We start from the raw sequence: 25471 nt of genomic DNA, 5'->3' as shown, positions 1-25471 counted from the left end.
AGTCATACTTCCTTCCGACTATTTCAGGGATGGGAGCTTTTGAAAGCGGTGTTGCGAGACGGGCCTTCCCGTTTACTTGTTATACTTCGGCAGAAATTTTGTTACTTACCTGCCCTCCTAATCAGAACCACATGCGCAAATTCGGACTTATAGGTAAAAAGCTGGGGCACTCCTTTTCGAAGAAGTATTTCACCGAGAAATTTGCCCGCGAGCAGATCACGGACGCCGGCTACGAGCTGTATGAATTAGCAGAAATAAGCGAGTTGAAGGCGCTGTTGGCCCGGGAACCCGAGCTACTTGGGCTGAACGTTACCGTGCCTTACAAAGAGCAGGTGCTGCCCCTGCTCGACGAACTGGACGCCGCTGCCGCCCGTATTGGTGCCGTAAACACCCTGAAAATAAGCCAGGGATGCCTGAAGGGCTACAACACGGATTATAGTGGCTTTAAAAGTACGCTGGAGGAGTTTTGCCCGGTGGCGCAGCAGGGCCGGGCGCTCGTGTTTGGCACAGGAGGCGCAGCCAAAGCCGTTACGGCCGCGCTGGACAGCCTGGGCATTCCGTATACTTCGGTGTCAAGGCAGGCGGGGGCGCAGGAGCTGCCTTACGAGGCGCTCACTCCGGCGCTGCTGCAGGAGTACCGGCTGCTCATCAACACCACCCCGCTTGGCATGCACCCGCAGGAAGACGCTTGCCCACCGCTGCCCTATAATAGTCTAACAAGCAGCCACTTTGCTTACGATTTAGTGTACAATCCGGAGCAAACCCTGTTTTTGCAGAAATGCGCGGCCGCAGGGGCCAAAACAACCAATGGGCTGGAAATGCTCTACCGGCAGGCGGCGGCGGCCTGGCAGATATGGGCAAATCAGGTATAACGGAGCAGTGCAATTTTATATTGTGCTAATAATTTGGTTTAGTGCAACTTTATTTGGGATGGATTCCGTAGAAAGACACAAATCAACTTCGGAACCCATGGCACAGCTACACACCCTCAAGCAAAAAGCCCAGGAGTTAAATATTGAGATCTATACCCTTTACCTGGCCTCCCGCGACAGCCGCGTGAAATGGTATGTGCGCTTGCTGCTGGCGCTGGCCATCGGGTATGGCATCAGCCCCATAGACCTGGTGCCGGACCTGACGCCGGTATTCGGCTTTCTGGATGATGTGGTGATTGTGACGCTGGGGGTGAGCGTATGTTACCAGCTGCTCTCCCGGCACGTGATAGGGCAGGCGCGGTTGCAGGCCTACGAAGTGCTGCACGAAGCGGGCGGGAGCACGGCTGCTGCCCACCGCGTGATTGGCTATACCTGGGTGCTGATGGCGTCGCTGCTGCTCATCCTTGGCTACAAGCTTTTATTTATGCACCTGCAATAAGCTGCCGCAAAGCCGTTTTCCTATTTCACTTTCCGCTGTCTTTATACTTTTCCTTCTACTATACCAGGCGCAGGTTTTCCTTAGGGTAACTTGCGCTTGCTGCTTTTAGCATCTCGCGTCGCCTTTGCTGTGGGATGCTGCTGCCAGAAATCTTATTTTTGCTTTTCCTTATTGCATCGCTTCTCTGCTAAATAATCCTGTTACCCTAACAGCGTCTGTTTTGGAACCTTTTTAACTCCAAAATTTTCCTATATTTATACCTTCTTGCCACGTGTTTTAAAGGGAGCCCGGCGCCGGCGCATCGGGAAGTATAATTTTTTTTCAGGGCCTTGCAACCATTTGGCTCCTGCAGGACTCATAGGTTGTGTAAGGCATAAACAGGCAGCATTTGAAGCTTTTTTCCAAACCAAAGTCAGACGAGGATAAACTCATTGAGGGGTGCATCGCAGGCAAGCGCGACATGCAACGGCTCCTTTATGACCTTTATGCTAAAAAGATGATGGCCGTATGCCTGCGCTATGCCCCAACCACCTTCGAAGCGGAAGATATGATGCAGGATGCGTTCATTAAAGTATACGCGCATCTTCAGAACTTTAAACGCGATTGCCCGCTCGAGTTCTGGATACGCAGGATCATGGTGAACACCGCCCTGAAACACCTGCGCAGCAAACAACTGCTCACTGTCTCGCACGAAGCCGAAGAGGTGGCCAGCATCTCTTCCGACACCTATAGCCTGTCAGGTTATTCGATGGAGGAGCTGGTGAGCGTGATTCAGAGCCTTGCCCCCCGCTACCGGATGGTGTTTAACCTGTATGCGGTGGAAGGATACAATCACAAGGAAATTGGCGAAATGCTCGGAATCTCCGAGGGTACATCCAAATCACAATACTCGCGCGCCAGAGCCATCTTGCAAGGCATGTTGACGCGCCAGGAAGAAACCTATAAAGAAAATGTCATCAGCAGCTAACGATAAGCGAGGACCACTGGAAGAAGAGTTCTGGCGCCGGATGCACGACGCTGAGGCCACTCCGTCGCCGGACCTGTGGGCACGTATAGACCACGACCTGACCGTGCAGGAAAATGCAGTGTACAAGCGCCGCATGGTCTTGTACCGGCAATTGGCAGCCGCCTGTTTTGTATTATTTGTATTGGCCGGCTCCCTGTTCGTGTATCATTTCAGCAAAGAGGAGCAGCAGCAAGCCCTGGCCGCAGTTCAGTTGCCGGCAGCAACGCCGGCAGTAAATGATCCGGCCCCGGCCGTGGCTTCCCTGGCAGTCCCGGCTGGCGCAGAAACCGCCTTGCCGGAAAGCATCGAAAATGAACCCGCTAGTATGGGGGCCGATTACCCGGCAAAACCGGAGAAAAGGGCAGGTGCTCGTGTTAAAATAGTATCCCAGCCAGACGTTATACTTGCTGCCGCCCCGGAAACCATCTCCCAAACCGCTTTCACCATTGATCTGCCGGCCGACCAGGTGAGCCTGGAAAGTATAGCTGCCCGGCACGGACGCAGCTTTGGAACCCATGCCAGCCCGGACGAAAACAGTACCGGAAGCAAAGCCCGCACAGCTTTTGCCTCGTTGCAGCCATTTTACCAGACCGCCCGGCAGGCAATAGCAGCCGTGCCAGCTTCTGCCGATACCCGGCATATCCTCAACTCGCCGGCGGCGCAGCAATTGCTGCGCAACCCGTCAGTGGCACAAATGGCAGCGGGTGCGGTGCAGGAGCTCCATACGATCTTATCTGCAGAGGCCCGCCAGCACAAGAACCAACAGGATGCGCTGGTGTTAGCGCTGAACGGAGACAAGAATGCTAAAAAAGGAGCTTCCGACAGCGATAGCCGCTGGACAGTGGGAATGGCCTATGCGCCTAGCTACTTCGACCAGAACATCGGCATTCCGAACCAGGTGATGAGCACGGCAAGTATGAGAAGCTTTACACAAGGTGGCCCTTCTGTAAACGCCTTTGCCACCCAAAGCCTGAATGAGGCGCGGGAAGAATACGAAGACAACACAGACCCGGGCTTTTCCTATTCGTTTGATGCCAAAGTCGGCTTTAAGCTGGGGCGGAAATGGAAACTGCTTTCCGGCATCGGGTATTTGCAGAACACGGCCCGTACCAAATCGAGCTACATTATCCGGCAGTTCCTGAACAAGCCGCAAAGCAACGAGCAGGTAGCCCTGGATCCCTCTACCGTTTTACTGACGGTCCTTGATAATAAACAGCCAACCGATTCGATCAGCGTTTCCAAAACCGATAATTACAACGTCAACTACCGTTACCGCCACCTCACGCTGCCAGTTGGGCTGCAATACCAGGGGCGCCTGGCAAAAGACTGGTACTGGTATGCTGCCAGCGGCGTAGCGGCCAACTTCCTGCTGCAAACTACTGTGATGGCTTCCAGCAACGAAGTGAGTGATGTGAACTTTGGCAGCGGCGACGATTCACCCTTCCGCAAGGTGCAGCTCTCGGGCAATGTGTCGGCGGGCGTGGGCAAGCGGCTTTCAAATGCCATTTCCGTGTCAGTAGGCCCCGAGTTCAGAGGGTACTTTAACACTTTGCTGGCCGAGCCGGACAATACCCTGGCGCCACAAGGAAAGCCCTACACCATCGGACTGAACATGGCCGTGAATTATGAGTTGGGTAGCGGCCGTAAATAGCAGCAATTTTTTCGGGTTCCTGCAACCCTTGGCCTCCAAATGGGATCATGACTATAGTATAAGCCGGAATTTGTTACCAACAGCCCCATGAGAACGGCGCGTCATTTTATGGCTGCTTTGGCTACTGCTGCCAAGCCCAATCTTTTAGGGTGGTATGTGCTGCTGGCGCTGCTGTTTTTTACAGTACTCCTGTCGGGGTGAACCAAAGCAGAAAAGCCATCAGTGGCGGCAAGTATAAGTATGGGGCGGCAGGGCGGTTATACTTATGTAGCAGGCGGCAACCAATACCAGCATCAAAACCAATGGCTTTTAGCTGCCTGACGGGAGCAGCGGCCTAAAACTAAAATACTGTACTACTACCTACCTGTTTAGCTATGAAGAAAGCTGCCGGTGTATCGGGGTGTTGCGTGCAGCACCACGGTACCTGGTTTCTTCACCAAACAATTACGTGAGCTGTTTTGCTTGCATGCTGGTAAGGCACCTTAGGCACTATGAAACTATGAAAAGCATTCTCTACCTCGCCCTGTTCTACCTCTGCCTGTTGCTGCTGGTGGTAAGCTGCACCGAAAAGGAGCCGGAACCAGCCTGCCTGCAAGCCGAAGTGGTGGGCGCCGACTGCCAGAACGGCTGGTATGTGTTGCGCTTGCTGGAGGAAAACTCAACCGAAAGCCATAAAGGCGATTACGTGGGCCAGATCCAGTCCGGGTATGTGACCACCGATAACCTGCCTGAGGCCTACCGGCAGACCGGAAAACGATTGAACGTAGCCCTGGAACTGAATGGGGAATACAGCCCGCGCTGCGTAGCAGTGCACATGATGTACCCTGCCGTGCGCATCACGCGCGTGTGCAGCAGCGCAAGCGGCAATTAAAAAGCTTACCAGTTTATTACATACATAAGTTGTTTTTTGATTAGGAAGAGTGACATTTTCCTTAAAGCCTGCCGATCTTCGGCAGGCTTTTTCATGCTGGATACCCTGTATTGCAGTAAGCACCCAGGCAGAATGGTTTTTTATACTTGCAGGCTTTATGGCAAGTATAAACCGGGATAGCCGCACCTGCCCAACAGGTAAAAGCGCTGTGCCGGCCCCCTTATACTTGTGGTAGTTTTTTTAGACGGCGTAACAACCAGAACATGCGAGAAAAGGTAAACTTCCTGCTGGTTTTTAATGTTATAGTTTATCTTTACTCATCCGTAAAAGCGAAGAATGGATTTTCAGCTAACCTCAGAATTTCAACCGACCGGCGATCAGCCGAAAGCAATAGAACAACTCACCCAGGGCATTAAGAACGGGGAACCGGTACAGGTGCTGCTAGGGGCTACGGGAACGGGTAAAACCTTTACTATGGCCAACGTGATTAAAAACACGGGCAAGCCCACGCTGGTCTTGTGCCACAACAAAACACTGGCCGCGCAGCTCTACGGCGAGTTCAAGCAGTTCTTCCCTAACAACGCCGTCGAGTACTTTATTTCCTACTACGACTACTACCAGCCCGAAGCCTACATTGCCTCGTCAGATGTGTTCATCGAGAAAGACCTGGCCATTAACGAGGAGATCGAGAAGCTGCGCCTGCACACCACTTCGGCGCTGCTTTCGGGGCGCCGCGATGTGATCGTGGTGGCGTCGGTGTCGTGTATTTACGGTATCGGGAACCCCGAGGAATTTGGCAAAAACGTGCTGCACCTGGCACCAGGGCAGCGCTACAGCCGCAACAACCTGCTTTATACCTTTGTCCAGATCCTCTATAGCCGCACCGAAGCCGAATTCACACGTGGAACATTCCGGGTAAAAGGCGATACGGTAGATCTTTATCCGGCCTATGCCGACTTTGCCTACCGTTTATACTTCTTTGGCGACGAGCTGGAGCAGATCCACCGCATCGATCCGGCATCCGGTAAAAAGCTATCCGACGAATCGGCTATCACCATTTACCCGGCCAACCTTTTCGTGACCGGCAAAGACACGCTGCACCAAGCTATCAACGAGATCCAGTTCGACATGGTGGCCCAGCACGAATACTTCCTCAAAGAAGACCGCCCGGCCGAGGCCAAGCGCATCAAGGAGCGCACCGAGTTCGACCTGGAGATGATCCGCGAGCTGGGCTACTGTTCCGGCATCGAGAACTACTCCCGCTACTTCGACCGCCGTGCGCCGGGTGCCCGTCCGTTCTGTTTGCTTGATTATTTTCCGGATGATTTTATGATGGTGATCGACGAGAGCCACGTGACCGTGCCGCAGGTGCGCGCCATGTGGGGCGGTGACCGCTCGCGCAAAGTGGCGCTGGTAGAGTATGGCTTCCGCTTGCCGGCCGCCATGGACAACCGCCCGCTCACCTTCAACGAGTTTGAAAGCCTGATGCACCAGGTGGTATTTGTGAGCGCCACGCCCGGCGACTATGAGATCCAGAAATCCGAAGGGGTGATTGTCGAGCAGATCATCCGCCCAACCGGGCTGCTGGACCCGGAGATCGAGATCCGGCCAAGCTCCAACCAGGTAGATGACCTGCTGGAAGAAATTGACGAGCGCGTGAAAACCGGCGCTCGTGTGCTGGTAACCACCCTCACCAAACGCATGTCGGAGGAGCTGGCCAAGTACCTGGAGCGCCTCAACATCAAGGTAAAGTACCTGCACTCCGAAGTCAAGTCGCTGGACCGCGTGGAAATTCTGCGGGAGCTGCGCCTGGGCATCATCGACGTGCTGATCGGGGTGAACCTGCTGCGCGAAGGCCTGGACCTGCCGGAGGTAAGTTTGGTCGCCATACTGGATGCTGATAAGGAAGGCTTTCTGCGCGACCAGCGTTCGCTGATCCAGACCATGGGCCGCGCCGCCCGAAACGAGAACGGCAAAGTGATTATGTATGCCGACCGCATGACGGGCTCCATGCAGCGCGCCATCGACGAGACCAACCGCCGCCGGGCTACCCAGCAGGCCTATAACGAGGCGCATGGCATTACGCCGCGCACCATCCTCAAATCGAATGAGGAAGTGTTTGAGCAAACAGCCGTTGCCGACATGAAGAAGCGGGAGGTAAAAGCGTATGCCGGGGCTGGAGAGGTGTCGCTGGCAGCAGAGCCGGTAATCCAGACCATGAAGCGGGACGAGCTGGAGAAGCTCATCAAAAAAACCGAGAAACTCATGGAAGCGTCTGCCAAAGACCTCGACTTTTTGCAGGCCGCCAAGTACCGCGACGAGCTGGCCGAGTTGCGGCAACTGCTTAAATCAAAGCGCGACTAACGCGTTATACTTTCTGCAGGGGCTGTTATACGAATATAGCAGCCCCTTGCTTTTTTGATGCATGTCCATCACCGCTTATCTTTACACCGCTAACAAAACAGGACCACCATGATAAAACAATTGCTACTGCTTTGCCTGCCTGCTGCTGTGTGCTTCCTGCCCGCCTGCCAGTCGGCTAATACAAACAAAGCCGCTATGGCGCAACAAACCCCGCAAGCAGCTGCGCCTGTTACGCTGCGCACCGATAGCTTTGGCCGGTACCTGCGCGAAATTTCGGCAGATGAGCTGGAAGGCCGCAAGCCTTTTACCAACGGAGAGAAGAAAACGCTGGCCTACCTGGAGCGGGAGTTCAAAGCCCTCGGCCTGGAACCCGGAAACGGCGACAGCTATTTGCAGGAAGTGCCCATGGTGGATGTGCATACCACCGCCAGCCCTACGATGACCATCAAAGGCAAGCAGGAGCTGAAGCTGGAAGGCCGCAAAGATTACGTGATCTGGACCCGGCGCACCGACCCGGCAGTAACGGTAGACGCGAGCGAGCTGGTGTTTGCCGGTTTTGGCATTGTGGCCCCCGAGTATAACTGGAACGACTATGCCGGGCTGGATGTAAAAGACAAAGTAGTGGTGGTGCTGGTAAACGATCCCGGGTTTTATGCGCAGGACCCCGCTGTTTTTAAAGGCCGCACCATGACCTACTACGGACGCTGGACCTATAAATTTGAGGAAGCTGCCCGCCAGGGAGCCAAAGGCTGCCTGATTATCCATAGCACAGAACCGGCCGGCTATGGCTTTGAGGTCGTGCAGAACAACTGGAACACCTCCAAGCTATACTTAGATTCGAGGGGAAAAGAGACCTATAAGTGCGCCATGGAGGGCTGGGTGTCGAACGAGGTGGGCAAGAAACTGCTGGCTGCTGCCGGTATGGACTATACGTCGCTTGTCGCCAAAGCATCCAAGCCAGGTTCTAAACCTGTTCCGCTGCACCTGAACGTCAGCACGGCGATGACGGTGAAAACAAAGTATGATAAGTCGCATAACTTCATTGCCAAGCTCACCGGTGCTAAAAGCCCGGACGAAAACATTCTCTACTCGGCCCACTGGGACCACCTGGGCATTGGCAAAGCAGATGCCACCGGCGACAGCATTTACAACGGTGCCGTAGACGATGCCAGCGGCGTTGCCGGTCTGCTGGAGATTGCTAAAGTGTTTAAAAGCCAGCCTGGCAGGCCGGAAAGAAGCATCGTGTTTTTAGCTGTTACCGCCGAAGAGCAGGGGCTTTGGGGCTCGGCCTACTATGCCGAACACCCGGTGTTCCCGAAAGAAAAGACCGTGGCCAACATCAACATGGACATGCTTAACTCCTATGGCAGAACCAAAGACATCGTGCTTTTTGGCATGGGCCAGTCCGAGCTGGAAGATTACATTGCTGAAGAAGGCAAAAAAGTAGGCCGCTACGTGGCGCCCGAACCAAACCCGGAAGCCGGTTTATACTACCGGTCCGACCATTTCAACTTTGCCAAGATCGGGATTCCAGCCTTATTCATCGGCCCGGGCATTGACGATGTGGAAAGAGGGAAAGCCTATGGCAAGCAGCAGCTAGACGCCTTTTACGCCAACTACTACCACAAACCATCCGACGAAGTACACGCCGGCTATGTGGCGGATGGCGCTGTGGAAGATTTGACGCTTCTTTATCAGGTAGGTAAGCGGTTATCGGTAGCAGGGGTGTGGCCCAAGTGGAAAACGGGCTCTGAATTTAAAGCCATCCGGGAAGCGTACCTGCCTTAACCGTCGCTCAAAGTATAAAACCCGGCATCGTAGAGCAGGATAGCGCCTCTGCATATCTGCCTGGTGCAGGGCTATACTTATCCTTCTGATCCGTTTTGTAAAGTATAGCGCCCCTGTGCATCCTGCAGAGGGGCGTTTTTTAACATCTTTTGATTTCTTTTGCTATGATGAGTTCAGCTGACACGAACGCTTTTCAGTTCAGAAGCGGCACACTGGCCGATGCCGAGCTGCTGGCGGAACTGGGCTGGCGCACCTTTTACGAAACCTTCGCCGCGTATAACCGGCCAGAAGACATGGCCGCTTTTCGCCCCACCATGTATACGCCGGAACTGCAAACGGAAGAGCTGTGTGACCCGGAAACCGCGTTTGTGATCGTGGAGGTGCAGGAGCAGGCTGTCGCCTATGTAAAACTGAATGCTGGCAAGGCACCTGACGAAATCCGGGGGCAAAAGCCCTTACAGATAAGCCGCCTTTATATTTTACATGAATGGACCGGAAAGGGATTAGGCGACCGCCTGATGCAGCTTTGCCTGGAAAGAGCTCGGAAAAACGGACATGATGTAGTATGGCTGACCGTGTGGGAACACAACCAGCGGGCGATGCGCTTTTACCACAAGTATCACTTTGAAGAAGCAGGAGAGCTGACGTTTATACTTGGCCAGGATGTGCAACGTGATCTGTACATGCAGCGGCAAGTATAATGTTGTATCCTTTGCCCTGGCGCTGGGTTTACCTGTTCCACTCCGCAAAGGAAGTAGAACAGGACCAGGGACTTCATAGTTTTATTTGGGAAAGATAGGGCAGGCAGAAAGAGAGCGGCAGGAGCGCGTTTCCCTTTCTAAGAGCAAGATGCAAACACAGGCCAAAGGGTTGCATGCGTGTTGAAAAATAGCCTGTTTTCTGTTCTGCAAAGGCGGGTAATGAAGCGCACACCTGGGTAAGGAGATGAGATTGAAGAGCTTGAAAAAATAAATAGATGTATGTTGCTATATATAATTTGATATTTTTGTAGCAACAGTATTTCTATCGCTGTTCTCTCATGATACGATCGCTTCTTTTAACCCTGCTGTGTTTTCTTTGCCTGGTTACTGCTGGCAGGGCACAATCTGTGGGCGAGGCATATTCCCGCTATGAAGCCAATGATTTCGAAGCATCCGCTAAGCTCTACGATAAAGCCCTGCGCAAAGGCACCGGCAGCAGCACCGATTACTACAACGCCGCCTGCTCCTGGGCCCTAGCCGGAAACAAAAAGAAAGCCTTTGGGTACCTGAACGCCGCTATAGAAAAAGGCTTTATGAACGTTAGCCACCTGAAGCAGGACAGCGACCTGAGCAGCCTGCGGACCGGCAAGCGCTGGCCCGCCCTGGTGCGGAAACTGGAGGAAAATGTAGCCCGCATAGAGGCAAATTATAACCAGCCCTTAAAAGCCCGCCTCGAACTGGTGTTTGAGCAGGACCAGAAATACCGCCGCATGATCGACTCTGTGCAGGCGAATTACGGGATGGCTTCGGAGCAGTGGAAAATGCTGGAGAGCCGCATGAACAAAGCGGATGCGGCCAACCTAAAGGAAGTGACGTGCATTCTGGACGAATATGGCTGGCCTGGCAAAACCCTGGTCGGGCCGAAAGCAACCCTGGCCGTTTTCCTGGTGGTGCAGCACGCCGACCTGAAAATACAGGAGAAGTATGTGCCGCTCATGCGTGCCGCCGCGGAGAAAGGGGAGGTGTCCAAAGCAAACCTGGCCTTGCTGGAAGACCGCATCCTGGCGGGCAACGGCAAACCCCAGCTCTACGGCAGCCAAGTGCGCCTTAACCCCGAAACGCAACGCTACGAGCTTCATCCTATCCTCGACGAACCACATGTAGATAACCGGCGCGCCGAAATGGGGCTCCCACCACTGAAAGATTACCTCAAGCGCTTTGGCATTTCGTATGCGCTGCCGCCCCTCGATCGGGGACCGCACAACGAGTAGTTGCGGAACGCGCTGTTGGAGCAGTTATACTTACCGCTGTTTACAAAAGCAGCAGCGCCTTTTCGCGCAGCTCCAGCCAGGTAGGCGAGCTCATGAACTCCGAAAAGCGAAGGTGCGCCTCCGCCGGAAAGCTGGCCTCCAGTTGCTTTAAGGTAAGTGCCTCCGGGCTGTCAGGCATCAGCCGGGGCAGCATGTCAAACAGCCACTGCCCAATAATAGCCGTAGTTTTCACCTGAAAATCCTCCGCTTTCTCAAAAAACGTAAGCAGGCAGCGCTCCAGGGTTTCTCCCTTACGGGCAATCATCGTGAACTCTATTTCGGGGATGGTGCCCAGCCACAACACGCGCGCATTTAGCCGGGTGCTGTCGGGGCGATGCGGTTGCGCAATGGCGCTGCCGATCAGATCAGGCTTTAGCGTGGTGCGCGGAGTTTTAAAATCAAACCAGAACGAGAGCGGTTCCTCCAGTGCCACCCCATGCATGTAATTATAGATGGCTTTGGCCAGCCCCTCGCCAAACAAGCTATGGTCGGTGCCCTGCGGATCGTCATGCCAAAGATCGTTGTAAGCAAAAGCCCCTTGCTCCGGCCCCACTTTCACTACGCCATACTTCTCAGGGTTCTTCCCGATCGGGCTGTGGGCCGTCATACTAAAGCGGTGCCAGTAACCGGATTGAATCACGCCGTTCTCAAACAGCTGGCGTACTACTTCCAGCGAGTCAATGGTCTCCTGGGTGGTTTCGGTGGGGAAGCCATACATGAGGTAGGCATGCACCATAATGCCGGCCTGGGTAAAGCTGTCGGTTACGCGGGCTACCTGGCCAATGCTCACGCCTTTTTCCATCAGGGTCAGCAGCCTGTCCGATGCCACTTCCAGGCCACCGGAAACAGCAATGCAACCCGACGCAGCCAGCAGGCGGCACAGATCCGGCGTAAAGGTTTTTTCAAAGCGGATATTGCCCCACCACGAGATCTTAATGCCCCGGCGGATGAGCTCGATGGCCATGTCGCGGAGTGGCGCAGGCGGGGCAGCCTCATCCACAAAATGGAAACCGGTCTGGCCGGTCTGGGCAATCAGCTGCTCAATGCGATCGGCCAGCAGGGTAGCAGGGGCCACGTCGTAGCGGTTGATGTAATCGAGGGTGATGTCGCAGAACGAGCAACGCTTCCAGTAGCAGCCGTGGGCCACTGTTAGCTTGTTCCAGCGGCCATCGCTCCAAAGGCGGTGCATGGGGTTGATCACATCGATCACCGATAAATAGTCGCGCAGGGGCAAACCCGTGTAGTCAGGCGTGCCTACTTCGGCGTGCGGAATGTCAGCATCGGTGCAGTTGTTCACATACGTTACCTTGCCCTGCTGCAGCAGAAACGTGCGTTGCAGCTGGTCCTGCGGGCGAGTGCCCTGCAGGTGCTCGAGCAGCTTGAGCCAGGGCCCTTCGCCATCATCCAGCGTCACGTAATCGATGTACTTGAAGAGGCGCGGCTCGCTCAGGCTGCGTAGCTCGGTATTGGGATAGCCGCCGCCCATCAGCGTTTTTATGTGCGGATAGTGTTGTTTGATATATTGTGCCAGCCGCAAGCCACCATATAAATTGCCCGGAAAAGGAATTGAAAAGCCCACTGCGTCGGGTTTTGTTTCCTGCAGGCGTTCTTCGAGCAGTTCCAGCAGCATTTTATCTACCAGGTTGGGTTCCGCTTGCAAGGCTTCTTCCAGCGGGTCGAAAGAGGTGGCCGAGAGCGCCAGCTTTTCGGCATAGCGGCTGAAAGCAAAATACGGGCAGATGGTTTCCCGGATCAGATCGCCCAGGTCTTCTAAGTATAAGGTGGCCAGGTAACGGGCCCTGTCGGTAATGCCCATGCTGCCAAATGCCCAGTCCACGTCCTCCACCTGGTCAAAGCGCGCCCCTTCGGGCAGGAAACGGCTGTAGCTGATCTGCTGGGCCAGCGTGAGGTCCTTGTTTTGCAGAAAGCGGATAACGGGCTCCACAGTATCTAAGTACTCCCGCTTGAGGCGCAGCATGCGCAGGCTGTTATCCGACAACTCATAATCGCCTTGTTCAATGGCTTTAAAGAGCCGCTTCAATCCTGTTCTGGAAAACATGCGCAGCACCAGTTCAATGCCAAAGTCGGCTTGTGCCACGGCATAGCCGCGCCCCGTCAGAAAGCCCGTCAGGTAAGCTGTGGCGGGATATGGGGTATTTAACTGCGTAAGTGGGGGCGTAATTAACAGGATGGTTGGCTTCTCCAAAGTATAAGGCATCATCAGGTATAAGGAATGCAGCAATTGCAGCTGCAAAAATAGGCATTCTGCAGCTAATTTCTGTGCTACTCCTTTGCAACACGGCGGGGCCGGCGCTGGTTCAGTAGCGCGGAAGTATAACAGGAAATGGCGTTACGCCCTTGGGCAGCAGGGCCGAAGCAAGTTATGAAGCGTTTACAAGCGGTTAGAGCGATAGAGTTATCCACAGGCAGGATGCCTTCTCCCAAGTAGAAGGCAGCAGGGAAAGCGGCAGCCAAAGCTGGCAGATATGTAGGCAAAAGCCTTATACAGACCTGTAGGCGCCATACTTGCTTTGGGGCAAGGCAGACAGAAGGGGAGGCGATATGTTGATAAATAGTGTATAAACTATATATAATAATGTGAATACATTGGTATATAACTATTTTTTATAGAATATTTTCAATATATAAAAACATCCTTATATTTGTAGTGTTCAAAGGAAAATTTAAAAAGTGCTATAATATAGCAAAGTCACTATGTAGCTCGCTTCTCTTCACCCTCTATAACTAACCCATGAGCCCTTTCAAAACCTTGCAGATGCTGATTACTGTGGTGCTGCTGATCATGGCAGCCGCTACGTTGATGTTTAAAACGAACATCCAGGTGCCCCAGACCCTCTCGTTGCGCATGGACCGCCCAGCCGGCGCCCCCGAACAGTTCTCGGTGCTGACCAATCTGAGCGTACCAGGTGAATACCGCAAACATGCCAAAGCCATGGACTCTTTTCGGGTAACCAACATGACCTACACCATCAAAGATTTCGAAGGCAGCCAGGATGCGGTCATTTCGGGGGAAGTAGCCTTTGCTCCCTCCGGTTCGACCTCGTTTCAGACGCTTGCCACGTTTGAAGACCTGAACCTCTACGACCTAGCGGCAAACAAGGCAGAGGTACTCCTGCCGGTAACTGATACCACAGCCACCGAAAAGCTGGCGGACCTGCTGCAAAGCGGCAGCACGGTAACCTTTCGGCTGAACGCCGGCACCAACAACAATCCGCTGGCGGCTACGCTGGCGTTAAATATAGCAACCGAAATGACCGTAGCGCTTTAACCCTTTACCTATTCATACATACTTTAAACCCTATTCATGAAAAGGCCCGCGGTGTTTCCGAGGGCCTTTTTTATTGTTGGAGCAAGGTTTCTTATTTACCGGCAGCTTTGTTTACGCCATAGGCCACACCCGGTATAATGGCCAGCACCGTAACCGCGATCAGGGTAAAAAAAACAAAGAAAGACCTGAACCAGCGCAGCAGAAAGTCCGACGCAAGGCCAAACGTATACAGCTCCAGCGCCGAGGCCAGTAGCAGGCTGATGAGGGCAATAACCAGCAGCCTGCGTTTCAGCGGGCGGGGCAAAGCAGGTTTCTTCATAAAGGGTGGCGTCACCCGGTAAAGGTACGGCAAGTGCTAGCAGATTCGGAAATCAGGCATGTCCTTTTTCAGCTTCCTCGTCTTCACGGTTGCCGGGCGTGCCGGTATTGCGTGGCTGCGGGGGCGGCCCCTGCTTGCCTTTGGGTAGCTTATCGGCGTCTGAAGAGTCGTCTTTGGTGTTTTGTGCCAGCGGTTGCTTTTGTTCGGGTTTTTTCATGACGAATGGGATTAAGGTTGCGGCTGTTATTTTTACGGGTTTGGCAGGCCCCGGTTATCAACTATAAAATGGCATCGGACGTACATTCAAGAGCTTGCGGCATACCAGAAACCCGTAGCAGCAACTATTGTGAAACCTGAAAGAAGCATATGATGAAGAAAAATAGCCTGAAGCATACCATGCTGGCCCTTACTTTTGGTGCGCTCGCCAGCACAGGGCTTGTAGCCTGTAACAAAGGCACTGAGCCCGGCGACACCAATACGGAACGCGGGAAAATAGAAGATACCGGCGACATGGTGGGTGCCGAAAACAAGAATGCGAACGATACGGCCACCGACCTGGAAGATAAGTATTACAAAGACGCCGATGATGCCAATAACGGGAAAGTACAGCAGGGCGATTCCATTAAACGCCCCGAAGGAGGCAACAACGAATAGCGCCTGCAGTGGCCGGCTGCTTTGCTGGCAAGTATAAACAAGTATAAAAAAGGGGCTGCTCCATTACCGGAGCAGCCCCTTTTTTATACGTCTATGCGTCAGCTGTTACCTGAAAACGAAGCCGTTTGGCCCGATGCCTGCCTGGAACTCGCCTGCTTTCCGACCATCTGGCTGAAAAACAGAAACGGTGCCGTCCGCCGTAAAGCCTTTGCTGTCGGCGCCATAGATATAACCTGTCTCCGGGTCTACGCCCAGGCCATAAAAACTTTGCGCAATAAAGGGCGTGGTGTTGCGGGCGCTGGCACCGATCTCCTGCTGGTATACATTGCCTTTGTAGCTATAGTATAACTTGTCTTTGCTGCCGTTCAGGGTCAGGTCTTCTGGCAGCGCCTCTTTGTCATCAAACGGAAACGAAGCCGTTACCGCGCCGCTGCCCAGGTCTATTTTGCTCAGGGCGCCCGCCGTGTTGTTACTAGTATACTTTACACCGCTTGATAATACCCACAGACTGTTATTGCGGTCCAGCACCAGGTTGGTTGGGCCGGTGGCAACCGGTAGCGTAGCCTCAACGGCATCGGTTGTTGTGTTGATCACTGAAATGGTGGTGCCGCCGGAATTGGCCACATACAGTTTTCCGCCATGCAGGACAAGCTGCTCCGGCTGCACGCCCACTTCTATGGTTTTGGTAACGGTATTGGTTTTCAGATCGATTACCGAGACGCGGCCATTGCCATATTGCCAGGTTACCGGGTCGTAGCCCAGCCATTCGGTTACGTAGCCTTTGTCGTTGGTGGCCGCTACAAAGTAGCGCGGTGCCTGTAGCCCCTCAATTGTGCCTTCTGCTTTAAAAGTATTGACATTTACCACTGCTACTTTGTTGCTGTTGTTGGCTACTATAAAAGCCTTGTCGTTATAAAGGGCCATACTCTGAAGTACGTCGCCCAACAGCTGGCCACTGTTCTCCTTCCCGAAGATATCGTTCTGGACGGTTTTGGTAGCTGTGTTATAAAAGGAGATGGAGCCGTTGGCAGCGCCGAAGTTGCCTTCGTTCACCACAAATACGCCATCGGCAGCATAGGAGCCGACCGGAGCGTCGCTGGTGTTATCGCAGCCGGTAAAAGCAAGCGTGCTCAGGGCGAGGGAAGCGGCTACAAAGTAACGGCGGAACAGGTTGATCTTTTTCATTTTAGGTATAAGTATAGATGAAGAAATAAGTATGTATGGAATATTAAGGGTAACTGGAAAGCTGCTTTGTCATGACAGCAAAAGCTTTTGTCTGGTGTTCTGCTACATGCGTCTTAATAAGCTCAGGGAATTAGAAAGCGGACACTTAAGGTATAACTGCGGGGCGGCATGGCCCTGTTTTCCATGGTCTGGTACACGGCGTTGGTGGCATTGTCCAGACGGGCGGTAAGGGCCAGCGTATTATTTTGCAGCTTCAGTTGTTTGCCCACCCACAGGTTTAGCAAGGCAAAGGCTGCCAGGCTGGCGGTGTTGGAGTTGTTGCGGTACCGGAGGCCAGTATAGTTCAGGCTGCTGCCAAACGACCAAGTATGATAGGCGGCATCGGCTGCCAGGGTGGCTTTGTGCAGCGGCACATAAGCCAGCTGGTGGCCCAGTTCCTGCGGGCCTTCGTACGAGGCGACCTGCTCCGAAGAGGTATAACTGTAGCCTGCCGAAGCCGAAAAGGTGACCTCGCCTGCATTGGCAGAAGCGCGGCTGCTGAGCTCTATGCCTTGTGCCCGTACTTTCTGTAGGTTCTGCGGCATCCAATACCCCGCCTCCGACGGCGACCATTGTATCCAGTTATCCAGCAGCATGTGGTAGTAAGTGGCTTCCGACTCCAGCACCAGCGGGCCTTTGGCGTATACATGGCGCAGGCCGGCCTCATAGCTCCAGCCCTGTTCCGGTTGCAGGTCCGTGCGCCCGCCGGGCTGCCAGAAGCGGTCGTTGAGGGTAGGCACGCGGTAACTGCCTGCAATATTTCCTTTTAAGTAGAGATGATGGCCCTGGTGGGACAGGAATTCCCAGCTGGCACCCAGCGTAGGAGCGGGGCGGGGCGCATACCCCTGTACAAACGCCTGCCGCAGGTTCAGGCTCAGCTTTAGCGTGGCAGTAGGGTCGTAGCGGAAAAGCGCAAAAGCGGCAGCCCTGTTTTCCTGCACCGGCTGGCCATACCCATCGGCATCGGCCCGGAACTGTTGCAGATTAATGCCCCCGCGTAAACTCCAGCGCTGCCCATAACTGTAGGTTTGCTCTGCCTGCAGCTGGTACGTTGCCACATCTGACTCGGAGCGAGTGCTGTTATCGCTATACTTGAGATAATCGTCGAAAAAGCCTGCTTTTATACTTGTCTCGCCCCAGGCGCTATGCAAACCATACTCAGCCATCAGGCGCAGGTTGCGGTCCTGTTGCCGGGCGTTGTTGTGTGCGGCGCCCATAGCAGCCTGCAGATCCCGGTCGCCCTGGGTATACCAGCTGTGCAGCGCCACGTGGCTTTGGGGTGTCAGGTGCCATACCAGGTCCTGCGTAAAGCCGTATTGCTGTTGTGCGGCGTGGTCTTCGCGTGTTTCGGGCGTGCCGAAGCGGGAGAGATCTTTATACGGAAAGTTGTTTTGCGCCTTGTTTAGGTACAGGCCGGCACCAGCCTGCAGCTTTCCGGTGTTAAAGCTGGCCCGGGCACTGCTGAAATAATGCCCGAAGCTGCCCGCATCCTGCTGCAGTTCTGCGCCAAAGCCTTTTTCAGAAGTATAGCCGGGGGAGGTGAGCAGCACGGCACCGCCAATGGCACCACTGCCATAGGTAGCCCCGGCCGCGCCATACTGCACAGCTACTTCGCCCAGCCCGCCAACGGGCAGGGTCGCAAAATCGCTTTGGCCAAGGGTGGGCTGCGCAATGTTCAGGCCATTCCAGAGCACGGCCGTATGTGCGGCGCTGGTGCCCCGGAACGAGACGCTTGCCAGCCCGCTGACGCCATAGCTTTTGAGGTAGAGCGGCGTTCGGTTCTGCAGAACGTCGGCCAGCGAGGAAGAAGTATGGCTACGCAGGTAGGAGCTGTCGAGCTGGCTCACGCGGCTGCCCACGGCAAATACCTCGGCAGGCTTGCCAAACACTTCCACTGTTCGCAGCTCGTGCGCGGTCGTATCCTGCTGCGCCAGGGCCGGGGCCGAAAACCAGCCGCTGCAGAGCGCCAGGAACGTAAACCGATAAAAAGGGAATCTTACCACAACTTGTTTGCTTTCGTCCCGAAGCATGCAATAGGGTATAGGCAGAGACAGCGGACGCAGTAACGCGCGGGCCGTGCAGCTTTTTACCCGAAAGCATACGACAAATTTTGTGTCGGACTGGCAGGTCTCCTGGCTCTCTTCAGTTAGCCCGCCTTCCCATGCTGCGGTTGCTGCACAGTGGCCGTTGGTAATGGGCTAACCCCTTTGGTGAAGATGACAGTTGCGGGAACAGCGCAGGAATTACACCTGCTTCCCTTTTAAGGCGCTAACCACGGCAGTAGTTAGTGCCACCAATCTGAAGGCAAAAGTAGAGGATTTAATTACGAATTACGAATTAATAATTACGAATTATACTTTAAACAGGGCCGTAAACCCAGGTGCGGGAGTTTCGTACCATACTTCCATACCCATAACACGAATAGCGATACCCGAAACAACCTCTTGAAACTTCCTCACTCATTTTATACCCGCCCCGATGTGGTGCAGGTGGCCCAGGACCTGCTGGGCAAATACCTTTACACCTGCGTGGATGGCATGCTGACCGGCGGCATGATCGTAGAGACCGAAGCCTATTCGGGCCAGAACGACCGTGCCTGCCACGCCCACCTCAACCGCCGCACGCAACGCACCGAGATCATGTATAGCGAAGGCGGCGTGGCGTATGTTTACCTGGTATATGGCATTTATTACCTGTTCAACATCATCACCAACGAAAGAGAGAAGGCCGATGCTGTGCTGGTGCGGGCCATTGAACCGGAAGCCGGAGTGGAGGAGATGCTGCTGCGCCGCAACATGCCTGGTATAAAGCCTAACCTCACGGCAGGGCCGGGGGTGCTGAGTATTGCCCTGGGCATCGATAAAAAACTATACGGTGCCGACCTGACGAGCAACACGGTCTGGGTAGAAGATAAGGGGCTTACGCTGCCGGCCGAAAGTATAGCTGCAGGCCCCCGCATCGGCGTGGATTATGCCGGCGAAGATGCCCTGCTGCCCTGGCGCTTCTGGCTGAAAGGAAACAAGTGGGTGAGCCGGAAAAAATAAAGGATGACTGAACTGTACTCAGGTACGGCAGCACTGGTTTAGCTCAAGTATAACCAATGCGTATTGCTATTGCCCGTATGTTGCTTTTAAACCGCTACTCAAACGCCCACCAGTTTACCTGCGGGTGGTCCTCCCCGAGCCTGTAAGGCTCCCCGATGCGGGGCGCTACAAAGGGCTGGTTTTCTTTTTGCGCGGCGGCAGCCAGGCGTTTAATAGGCTCGTTCCAGGCGTGGAGCGACAGCGTAAACTTGGCCCAGTGCACCGGCAGCAAAACAGCGGCGCGCAACTCTTTGGCCGCTTTCACAGTTTCTTCCGGCAACATATGAATCTGAGGCCAATCCTCGCCATACTGTCCGCACTCGAGCAGTGCCAGGTCAAAGCCTTGAAACCGATCTCCGATCACCTTAAACTGGGCATCATACCCTGAGTCGCCGCCAATAAACAGCTTATAGCCATATAGTTGCAGCGCGTAAGAGGTCCACAGGGTTTTTGCCCGCGCCAGCCCTCTACCCGAAAAGTGCCTTGCCGGCGTAGCCGTGACTGTTACCTCCGGTGTCACGGCCGCAGCATCCCACCAGTCTAGTTCCGTTATTTTATCTGGCGCTACGCCCCAGTGCTCCAGATGGGCGCCAACACCCAAAGGAGTGACGATCTGCTTCACTTTGCTGTCAATTTGGGTGATGGTCCGGTAATCCAGGTGATCGTAGTGGTCGTGCGTAATAAGCAACAGGTCGATAGCGGGCAGATCGTCTGGGCTATACTTGTTGGTGCCCTTGAACGGCTTGCCAAAGAGCGCTACCGGCGAGGCGTTTCCGCTCAGCACGGGGTCTATCAGCACGTTAAAACCCTTGTAACTTATCAGGTAGGACGAATGGCCGAACCACACCACCGTAAGGCTGGCAGGATCGGACGAGAGCAGGTCTGTTTTAACTGCCGGCATATCCTGGCCAGGCACTACGGTCTTAGGCTTGCTGGCAAAGTCCTTCAGCATTTTAAGAGCCGATACCTTGTTGGGGTTTACAGAAGTGGGCGCGAGATTCTGAAAGCTGCCTTCGCGGTAGTTAGGCGACTGCTCGATCCGGGCTAACCTGTTTCCGGCTGGGTGCTTACCAAATACTTTAGGACGCATAGGTGATTAGATAAGAAGAAGGTGTTGTACGAGTAACGGATTTAAGCAGCGCAGGTATAAGCAAGGCTTCATACTTGCTGAGTACCTGTACGCCTATATCAAGGCGACTAGTACTTGGGTAAATGATGCTTTTAGACGCAAACATAATGCTGTAGCGCCATTAACATAGTCACCGGAGTATTTTTTCGAAGCATACGCTGTTTGCCACACCCGCATACTGGCCGTAATTCGGGATCAGGTGATAGCCGTTCTTCTGGTAGAGCCGGATGGCTTCAGGTTGCTTTTTCCCGGTCTCCAGCATGGCTCTGCTGTAAGATAATTCTTTTGCCCACCCTTCCAGCTCACCCAGCACCTGGCTGGCAATGCCTTTCCCTCTGCTTTCCGGCTGCGTATACATGCGTTTAACCTCTACTGTACCCGGCGCCAGCTCCTTTAGGGCGCCGCAACTCACAGGAATTCTGTTTTCGTAAGCCACCACCACTTGCCGGAGCTTGTCGATTTTATTAAACTGCGCATAAAAGGAATGCTCCTCGCCATCCCGTTCGGCCAGGTCCTGGTCCAGGTGCTTTACCAGCGCTATAAAGTCAGCGTTCGTCGAATCCGTTCTGATCAGGTTCACCATGGGTGGTTTTGTTTAGGGAAAGTATGAGTGTTATATAGGGAGTGAACAAAGTTGTTCATGTGCTTTAGTTGTGTCAATCCTCTATTGCTTCAATGCCTTGTGCTTTCAGTTTTGCTAATCCCGCTTTCATGGCTTCAACTTGTTCCGGAGCGTGGCCCTGCCAGATAGTAATCTCGCCAACAACTTTAAACGGATGTTTTGAACGATAAGACTTTGTTGGATTACCAGGAAATTTCTTGTCTGTTAAATTAGGGTCATCCTCCAGCGGGCCTGTTGGTTCTACCAGGTAGATGCGTTCGCGTCCTTCGCCTGCAGCAAGCTCCGCTCCCCATATCGCAGCATCTAAGGTGGCCGTCAGGTAGATATACTTTGCCTTGTTCTTTTGCCCATAGTTTGAGTGGAGGCCTACTTCGATAAAGTCGCCCAGCTTCAGTTCAGCCTTTGTGCCATGGAAGTACGTCTGCGCAAAAGGGCTTGGGCCGGGTTGGTTCGGTTTGCTTTCACTGATGTTTTCTTCCATGGTCGTGTTTTTATGTGCGGTTTCGGTGGTTCTTAGTTGCAGTGAGGGTTAACGGATGGGCTTTGCGGTGGCGCAGCTACCGTAAAGTTGGTGTTGTGCCTTAGTTTTTTATCCACTCAAAATCTAAAACATCTCGTAATCTATTCAGACTTTCTTTTGATAAAAACCAAAAGGCAAGTTCAATAAAAGCGTATCTAATCATTAAGATTTGCCCCACCGCAACTAAAACTAAAACCGCTGAAAAGTCTTCTGTTTTACTAATGGCCATCGCAACAATTCCGATGATTGGAAAGCAAAGAATTACACTTAATAAGGCTCTAAAAACTTTATGGATTTCAACTTTTACATGTCCAGTATTGGCATTAATTTCTCCTGTCATAACACAAAAGGCTCCTTTGCCGATTGCTGAAGAATTTATTTTAAATTGACTCTCATTTATTATTCCACGAAATGACTTATCGGTGTTTTGAGAAGTCAAATTCTCAGACTTTTCAGTTCTCCGCATTAATCGATTCAATGTTTCCCCTTGGTCATCTATTAGTTTAAACTTTAGTTCTTTGGTTGGGAATAAATTCATTTTCAAATTTGGTACAACTATAGTATACAAGGAGTTACTCCGGTTATTGGCCCTTTCGCTGGTGTTCTCTTTCTATAGTTAAGAGAATTTCTAACCTTCTCAAATATATAAATAAAGCTATAATAACAACGCGAGTTTTATACTATACAGCCGCTAATCGCTAACGCTTCAGCGCACTCACCGCGCTCCCGGCTGGCCAAAGGTTGTTCCCCTCGTCGGCATCCATAAAAATACCGCCCGCCAATGCCACCGACTGGACCTTCTTTTTGGTGGGGATCTTTATACTTGCCTGCTGCGGATTGTTGCGCCAGATGGCCGCTGTTTGATGCAGAGTATCGGTGCTGCCGTCGCTGTACTTCACCTGCACGTCAAATGGCGCCGCAAAGCCGCCAATGTTCTGCACCGTTACGGTATAGGTTTTCCTTTTCTGCTTAACATCCTGTATGGCCAGGTCGATGTAGCCGTTGGTGAAGAACCAGTTGTGCCAGAACCAGTTCAGGTTTTGACCGGATACGTTGTTGAAGGTGTTGAAAAAGTCCCAAGGCAGTGGGTGCTTGCCATGCCAGCGGTCCACATAGGCGTGCAGGCACTTTTTGAACAGTGCATCGCCCAGCAAGTCTTTCACGGCCAGATAGCCCAGCGCAGGTTTGCCATAGGCGTTGTTGCCATAGGCGGTGCCTTTCAGCACGTTGGCCGGCGTAATAATGGGCAGGTCCTCTTCCATGGAGCGGTCGTGGATCCAGCGCGACACGCGGAACTGCCGGAAAAATTCATCGGCAGCTTCGCGGGGCATGTCCGCGCGGTTAATGAGCAGCTCCAGCGTGGTGGCCCAGCCTTCGTCCATAAAGGCATAGCGGCTCTCGTTGATGCCCATGTAAAACGGAAACCAGGTATGGGCAATCTCGTGTTCGGCTACAAACTGCGCAAAGGTCAGGTCGGGCACCGAGGTATCGTTCACCATCATCGGGTACTCCATATCGGCATACCCCTGGAAGAGGGTGGTTTTGGGATAGGGGTACGGCACGCCGGGCCAGTTACGCGAAAACCAGTTGAGCGCGTGTTGCCCCACTTTTACGGCATGGCGGAAGTCGGCGGCGCTGGCGCTGTAGGCGGACTGCACACTGGCGCGGCGGTTAGTGGCATCGTCTACCACCACACTGCCGGCATCCCAGAGGTAATGGTCGCTCAGGCCCAGCGCCATGTCCGGAATGTCGGTGGCGGTCCAGGTCCAGGTGTTCACAGCGTTCTGGGTGGTTACGCGGCGGGCGGCCAGGTCGGCGGCCGTGACAATGTGCAGCACTGAGTCCGTTTGCATCGACTGGCGCAGCTTTTGGGCAAAGGCCGGCTGCAGCACCTGGTCCGGGTTCTGCAACGTGCCGGTCGCCCACACAATGTAGTTCTTCGGCACCTTCACCTTCAAAGTATAATCGTTAAAGTCGCTGTAGAACTCCTGCTGGTCGGTAAAGTCGATCTTGTCCCAGCCGTTGTAGTCGTCGTACACCGATACGCGCGGGTAAAAGTAGGCCAGAAAATAGGTGGTAGCATCAATCATACCTTCGCGGCCGCTCTCCACCGACACATCAAAGTGCCAGGCAAAGCGCAGCTGCACCGTGCTGTGTGGCAACAGCGGCTGTGGCAACTGCACCTGCTGCCAGGTAGCGTTGCGGTCTTTCCAGGGTTGTGGCTGGCCATTTACGGCAAACGAATCGATGATGGTGCCGGTGCTCAGGTAATCGGGGCTGGCACTGCTGTTGCGTACTGCCCCCGGCTTGTGGATGTTCTGGGTCAGGCGGATGACAATGCTTTTGAGCGTGTCGGGGCTGTTGTTGGTGTAGGCGATCTGCTCGCTGCCTTTGATGGTGCGGTCGGGCGGCATGGCCGTGATGGTGATGTCATACTTGCCGGTGTTCTGCCAGTAGTTTCTGCCCGGCTGCCCGTCCGGCGATCTTGTTCCGTTCTTAAAAGCCTGCTGCACGTCGCGCGGCATGTATAAGTTCTGCGCCTGCGCGAAAGGACATGCAAGTATAAACAGAAAAAACAGGTAGAGGTGTCGCATAGTATAGGAAGTGTTAAACCGTTGTTGCACAAGGAGAAGTTTAAATATACTTTAACTTCTGCACTTTTTGTTGCCGCCTCAAACGAAAAGAAGCAGCAAAGCCGCTTCTTCCTATACTATATGCCGCCCAGCTTATTTTCCGGGTCGTCGGGAATGTTGGGGAAGTTTTTCTGGAAAAAGGCGCAGAAGTGGGTAAGCGGGCAGATTTCGCATTTGGGCCTGCGGGCCACGCAAATGTAGCGGCCATGTAGTATAAGCCAGTGGTGCGCTTTGGCGATCAGGTCCTCGGGCAGGTGGGCTACCAGCTCTCTCTCTACGTCCAGCGGGGTTTTGGCGGTTTTAGCTACCAGCCCCAGGCGCTTGCTTACCCGGAACACGTGCGTATCGACGGCCATCGCCGGCTGGTTCCAGATAACCGACACAATCACATTGGCTGTTTTGCGGCCCACACCGGGCAGTTTTACCAATTCCTCCACGGTGCTGGGCACTTCGGAGTTAAACTGCTCGACCAGCATCTTGCCCAGGCCGGCCAGGTGTTTGGCCTTGTTGTTGGGGTACGAAATGCTTTTAATATAAGGCAGCACCTCGTCAGAGGTGGCGGCGGCCAGGTGCTCCGGTGTCGGAAAGGCTTCAAAAAGGGCGGGCGTCACCATGTTCACGCGCTTGTCGGTGCACTGCGCGCTCAGCACTACGGCCAGTATCAGCTCGTAGGGGGTAGTATAGGCAAGTTCTGTTTCCGGCTCCGGAAAGTTCTGGGTAAAGTAGTCGATCAGGAGCTTGTAGCGTTCAGTTTTGCGCATAAAAAAAGTTTGCAGTCGGTTAAGACTGCAAACTTAAGCTTTTTGAGTAATTTAAGATGTTGTTGATCGAACGCTTACTAGGCGATTTTACCACGTTTTGAAGCAGGAATTGCATCTCCAACAGTTCAGAGCAGCTCTCGGCCAGCTCACTATCGTGCATTAAGGCTGATTCCAG

Annotated in this window: 23 protein-coding genes and 1 riboswitch; of the genes, 12 read left to right on the top strand and 11 right to left on the bottom strand. The window is 53.6% G+C overall.

Annotated features, from left to right (window positions below; all coding sequences use genetic code 11):
* Positions 1–131: 131 nt before the first annotated feature.
* The 9 genes from LWL52_RS13755 to LWL52_RS13715 all read left to right on the top strand — a co-directional run bounded on the left by LWL52_RS13755 (position 132) and on the right by LWL52_RS13715 (position 11023).
* Positions 132–872 carry a shikimate dehydrogenase family protein gene (locus tag LWL52_RS13755; RefSeq protein ID WP_242920862.1) on the top strand — a complete coding sequence of 247 codons (741 nt, stop codon included), beginning with the start codon at positions 132–134 and terminating at the stop codon, positions 870–872.
* A 97-nt stretch (positions 873–969) separates the two neighbouring features.
* Positions 970–1371, top strand: coding sequence for a YkvA family protein (locus tag LWL52_RS13750; RefSeq protein WP_242920859.1), 402 nt, complete (start codon positions 970–972; stop codon positions 1369–1371).
* 388 nt (positions 1372–1759) lie between these two features.
* Complete coding sequence (locus tag LWL52_RS13745; protein WP_242920857.1) at positions 1760–2338, top strand: RNA polymerase sigma factor; 579 nt, start codon at positions 1760–1762, stop codon at positions 2336–2338.
* The gene (locus LWL52_RS13740) at positions 2322–4028 is read left to right on the top strand and encodes an outer membrane beta-barrel protein (protein ID WP_242920855.1); all 1707 of its coding nucleotides are present in this window, start codon (positions 2322–2324) and stop codon (positions 4026–4028) included. The genes LWL52_RS13745 and LWL52_RS13740 overlap by 17 nt, the downstream gene beginning before the upstream one ends.
* Before the next feature lie 499 nt (positions 4029–4527).
* Positions 4528–4899: a hypothetical protein gene (locus LWL52_RS13735; RefSeq protein ID WP_242920854.1), complete on the top strand. Its 372-nt coding sequence runs from the start codon at positions 4528–4530 to the stop codon at positions 4897–4899.
* A gap of 336 nt (positions 4900–5235) precedes the next feature.
* A complete protein-coding gene (gene uvrB / locus LWL52_RS13730; protein ID WP_242920853.1) occupies positions 5236–7263 on the top strand; it encodes an excinuclease ABC subunit UvrB in 2028 nt (675 codons plus the stop codon).
* 108 nt (positions 7264–7371) lie between these two features.
* Complete coding sequence (locus tag LWL52_RS13725) at positions 7372–9051, top strand: M28 family metallopeptidase (RefSeq protein WP_242920852.1); 1680 nt, start codon at positions 7372–7374, stop codon at positions 9049–9051.
* Positions 9052–9215: 164 nt separating this feature from the next.
* Positions 9216–9752: a GNAT family N-acetyltransferase gene (locus LWL52_RS13720; protein WP_242920851.1), complete on the top strand. Its 537-nt coding sequence runs from the start codon at positions 9216–9218 to the stop codon at positions 9750–9752.
* Between the two features lie 338 nt (positions 9753–10090).
* Positions 10091–11023 carry a DUF6624 domain-containing protein gene (locus tag LWL52_RS13715; protein ID WP_242920850.1) on the top strand — a complete coding sequence of 311 codons (933 nt, stop codon included), beginning with the start codon at positions 10091–10093 and terminating at the stop codon, positions 11021–11023.
* Positions 11024–11063: 40 nt separating this feature from the next.
* Here the strand turns inward: LWL52_RS13715 and LWL52_RS13710 are convergent, their stop codons facing one another.
* Entirely contained in the window at positions 11064–13280 is a 2217-nt protein-coding gene (locus tag LWL52_RS13710; protein ID WP_242922209.1) for a B12-binding domain-containing radical SAM protein, read from the bottom strand.
* Positions 13281–13814: 534 nt separating this feature from the next.
* Between LWL52_RS13710 and LWL52_RS13705 the strand changes: the two genes are divergently transcribed.
* The gene (locus LWL52_RS13705; RefSeq protein WP_242920849.1) at positions 13815–14351 is read left to right on the top strand and encodes a hypothetical protein; all 537 of its coding nucleotides are present in this window, start codon (positions 13815–13817) and stop codon (positions 14349–14351) included.
* Between the two features lie 91 nt (positions 14352–14442).
* Here the strand turns inward: LWL52_RS13705 and LWL52_RS13700 are convergent, their stop codons facing one another.
* Together LWL52_RS13700 and LWL52_RS13695 are read right to left on the bottom strand one after the other, a co-directional pair.
* Complete coding sequence (locus LWL52_RS13700) at positions 14443–14670, bottom strand: DUF2798 domain-containing protein (RefSeq protein ID WP_242920847.1); 228 nt, start codon at positions 14668–14670, stop codon at positions 14443–14445.
* A gap of 52 nt (positions 14671–14722) precedes the next feature.
* Positions 14723–14887, bottom strand: a complete 165-nt coding sequence (locus LWL52_RS13695; protein ID WP_242920845.1) for a hypothetical protein — start codon at positions 14885–14887, stop codon at positions 14723–14725.
* 149 nt (positions 14888–15036) lie between these two features.
* Between LWL52_RS13695 and LWL52_RS13690 the strand changes: the two genes are divergently transcribed.
* Positions 15037–15324: a hypothetical protein gene (locus tag LWL52_RS13690; protein ID WP_242920843.1), complete on the top strand. Its 288-nt coding sequence runs from the start codon at positions 15037–15039 to the stop codon at positions 15322–15324.
* Between the two features lie 105 nt (positions 15325–15429).
* Here LWL52_RS13690 and LWL52_RS13685 read toward each other — a convergent pair whose 3' ends face one another.
* Both LWL52_RS13685 and LWL52_RS13680 read right to left on the bottom strand, forming a co-directional pair.
* The gene (locus LWL52_RS13685) at positions 15430–16509 is read right to left on the bottom strand and encodes a YncE family protein (protein WP_242920841.1); all 1080 of its coding nucleotides are present in this window, start codon (positions 16507–16509) and stop codon (positions 15430–15432) included.
* Positions 16510–16631: 122 nt separating this feature from the next.
* Positions 16632–18578 (bottom strand): TonB-dependent receptor, encoded by a 1947-nt coding sequence (locus LWL52_RS13680; RefSeq protein ID WP_242920839.1) that lies wholly within the window; start codon positions 18576–18578, stop codon positions 16632–16634.
* A gap of 75 nt (positions 18579–18653) precedes the next feature.
* A riboswitch (cobalamin riboswitch) is annotated at positions 18654–18861 on the bottom strand.
* Between the two features lie 131 nt (positions 18862–18992).
* On the opposite strand from LWL52_RS13680, the gene LWL52_RS13675 reads away from it, so the two are divergent.
* A complete protein-coding gene (locus tag LWL52_RS13675) occupies positions 18993–19592 on the top strand; it encodes a DNA-3-methyladenine glycosylase (protein WP_242920837.1) in 600 nt (199 codons plus the stop codon).
* A 94-nt stretch (positions 19593–19686) separates the two neighbouring features.
* On the opposite strand, the gene LWL52_RS13670 is transcribed toward LWL52_RS13675, so the two are convergent.
* The 6 genes from LWL52_RS13670 to nth all read right to left on the bottom strand — a co-directional run bounded on the left by LWL52_RS13670 (position 19687) and on the right by nth (position 25296).
* The gene (locus LWL52_RS13670) at positions 19687–20721 is read right to left on the bottom strand and encodes an MBL fold metallo-hydrolase (protein ID WP_242920835.1); all 1035 of its coding nucleotides are present in this window, start codon (positions 20719–20721) and stop codon (positions 19687–19689) included.
* 169 nt (positions 20722–20890) lie between these two features.
* On the bottom strand, positions 20891–21343 hold the full coding sequence (locus LWL52_RS13665; RefSeq protein WP_242920833.1) for a GNAT family N-acetyltransferase: 453 nt from the start codon (positions 21341–21343) through the stop codon (positions 20891–20893).
* Between the two features lie 73 nt (positions 21344–21416).
* Positions 21417–21863 carry an NAD(+)--rifampin ADP-ribosyltransferase gene (gene arr / locus LWL52_RS13660; RefSeq protein WP_242920831.1) on the bottom strand — a complete coding sequence of 149 codons (447 nt, stop codon included), beginning with the start codon at positions 21861–21863 and terminating at the stop codon, positions 21417–21419.
* 100 nt (positions 21864–21963) lie between these two features.
* The gene (locus tag LWL52_RS13655) at positions 21964–22446 is read right to left on the bottom strand and encodes a hypothetical protein (RefSeq protein ID WP_242920830.1); all 483 of its coding nucleotides are present in this window, start codon (positions 22444–22446) and stop codon (positions 21964–21966) included.
* Between the two features lie 154 nt (positions 22447–22600).
* A complete protein-coding gene (locus tag LWL52_RS13650) occupies positions 22601–24496 on the bottom strand; it encodes a M1 family metallopeptidase (protein ID WP_242920829.1) in 1896 nt (631 codons plus the stop codon).
* Positions 24497–24612: 116 nt separating this feature from the next.
* On the bottom strand, positions 24613–25296 hold the full coding sequence (gene nth, locus LWL52_RS13645; protein ID WP_242920828.1) for an endonuclease III: 684 nt from the start codon (positions 25294–25296) through the stop codon (positions 24613–24615).
* Between the last annotated feature and the right edge of the window lie 175 nt (positions 25297–25471).

Source organism: Pontibacter liquoris (assembly GCF_022758235.1).
Classification (GTDB): domain Bacteria; phylum Bacteroidota; class Bacteroidia; order Cytophagales; family Hymenobacteraceae; genus Pontibacter; species Pontibacter liquoris.
The sequence above is the reverse complement of the archived record's forward strand: the minus strand, read 5'-3'. Positions and strand labels throughout refer to the sequence as shown.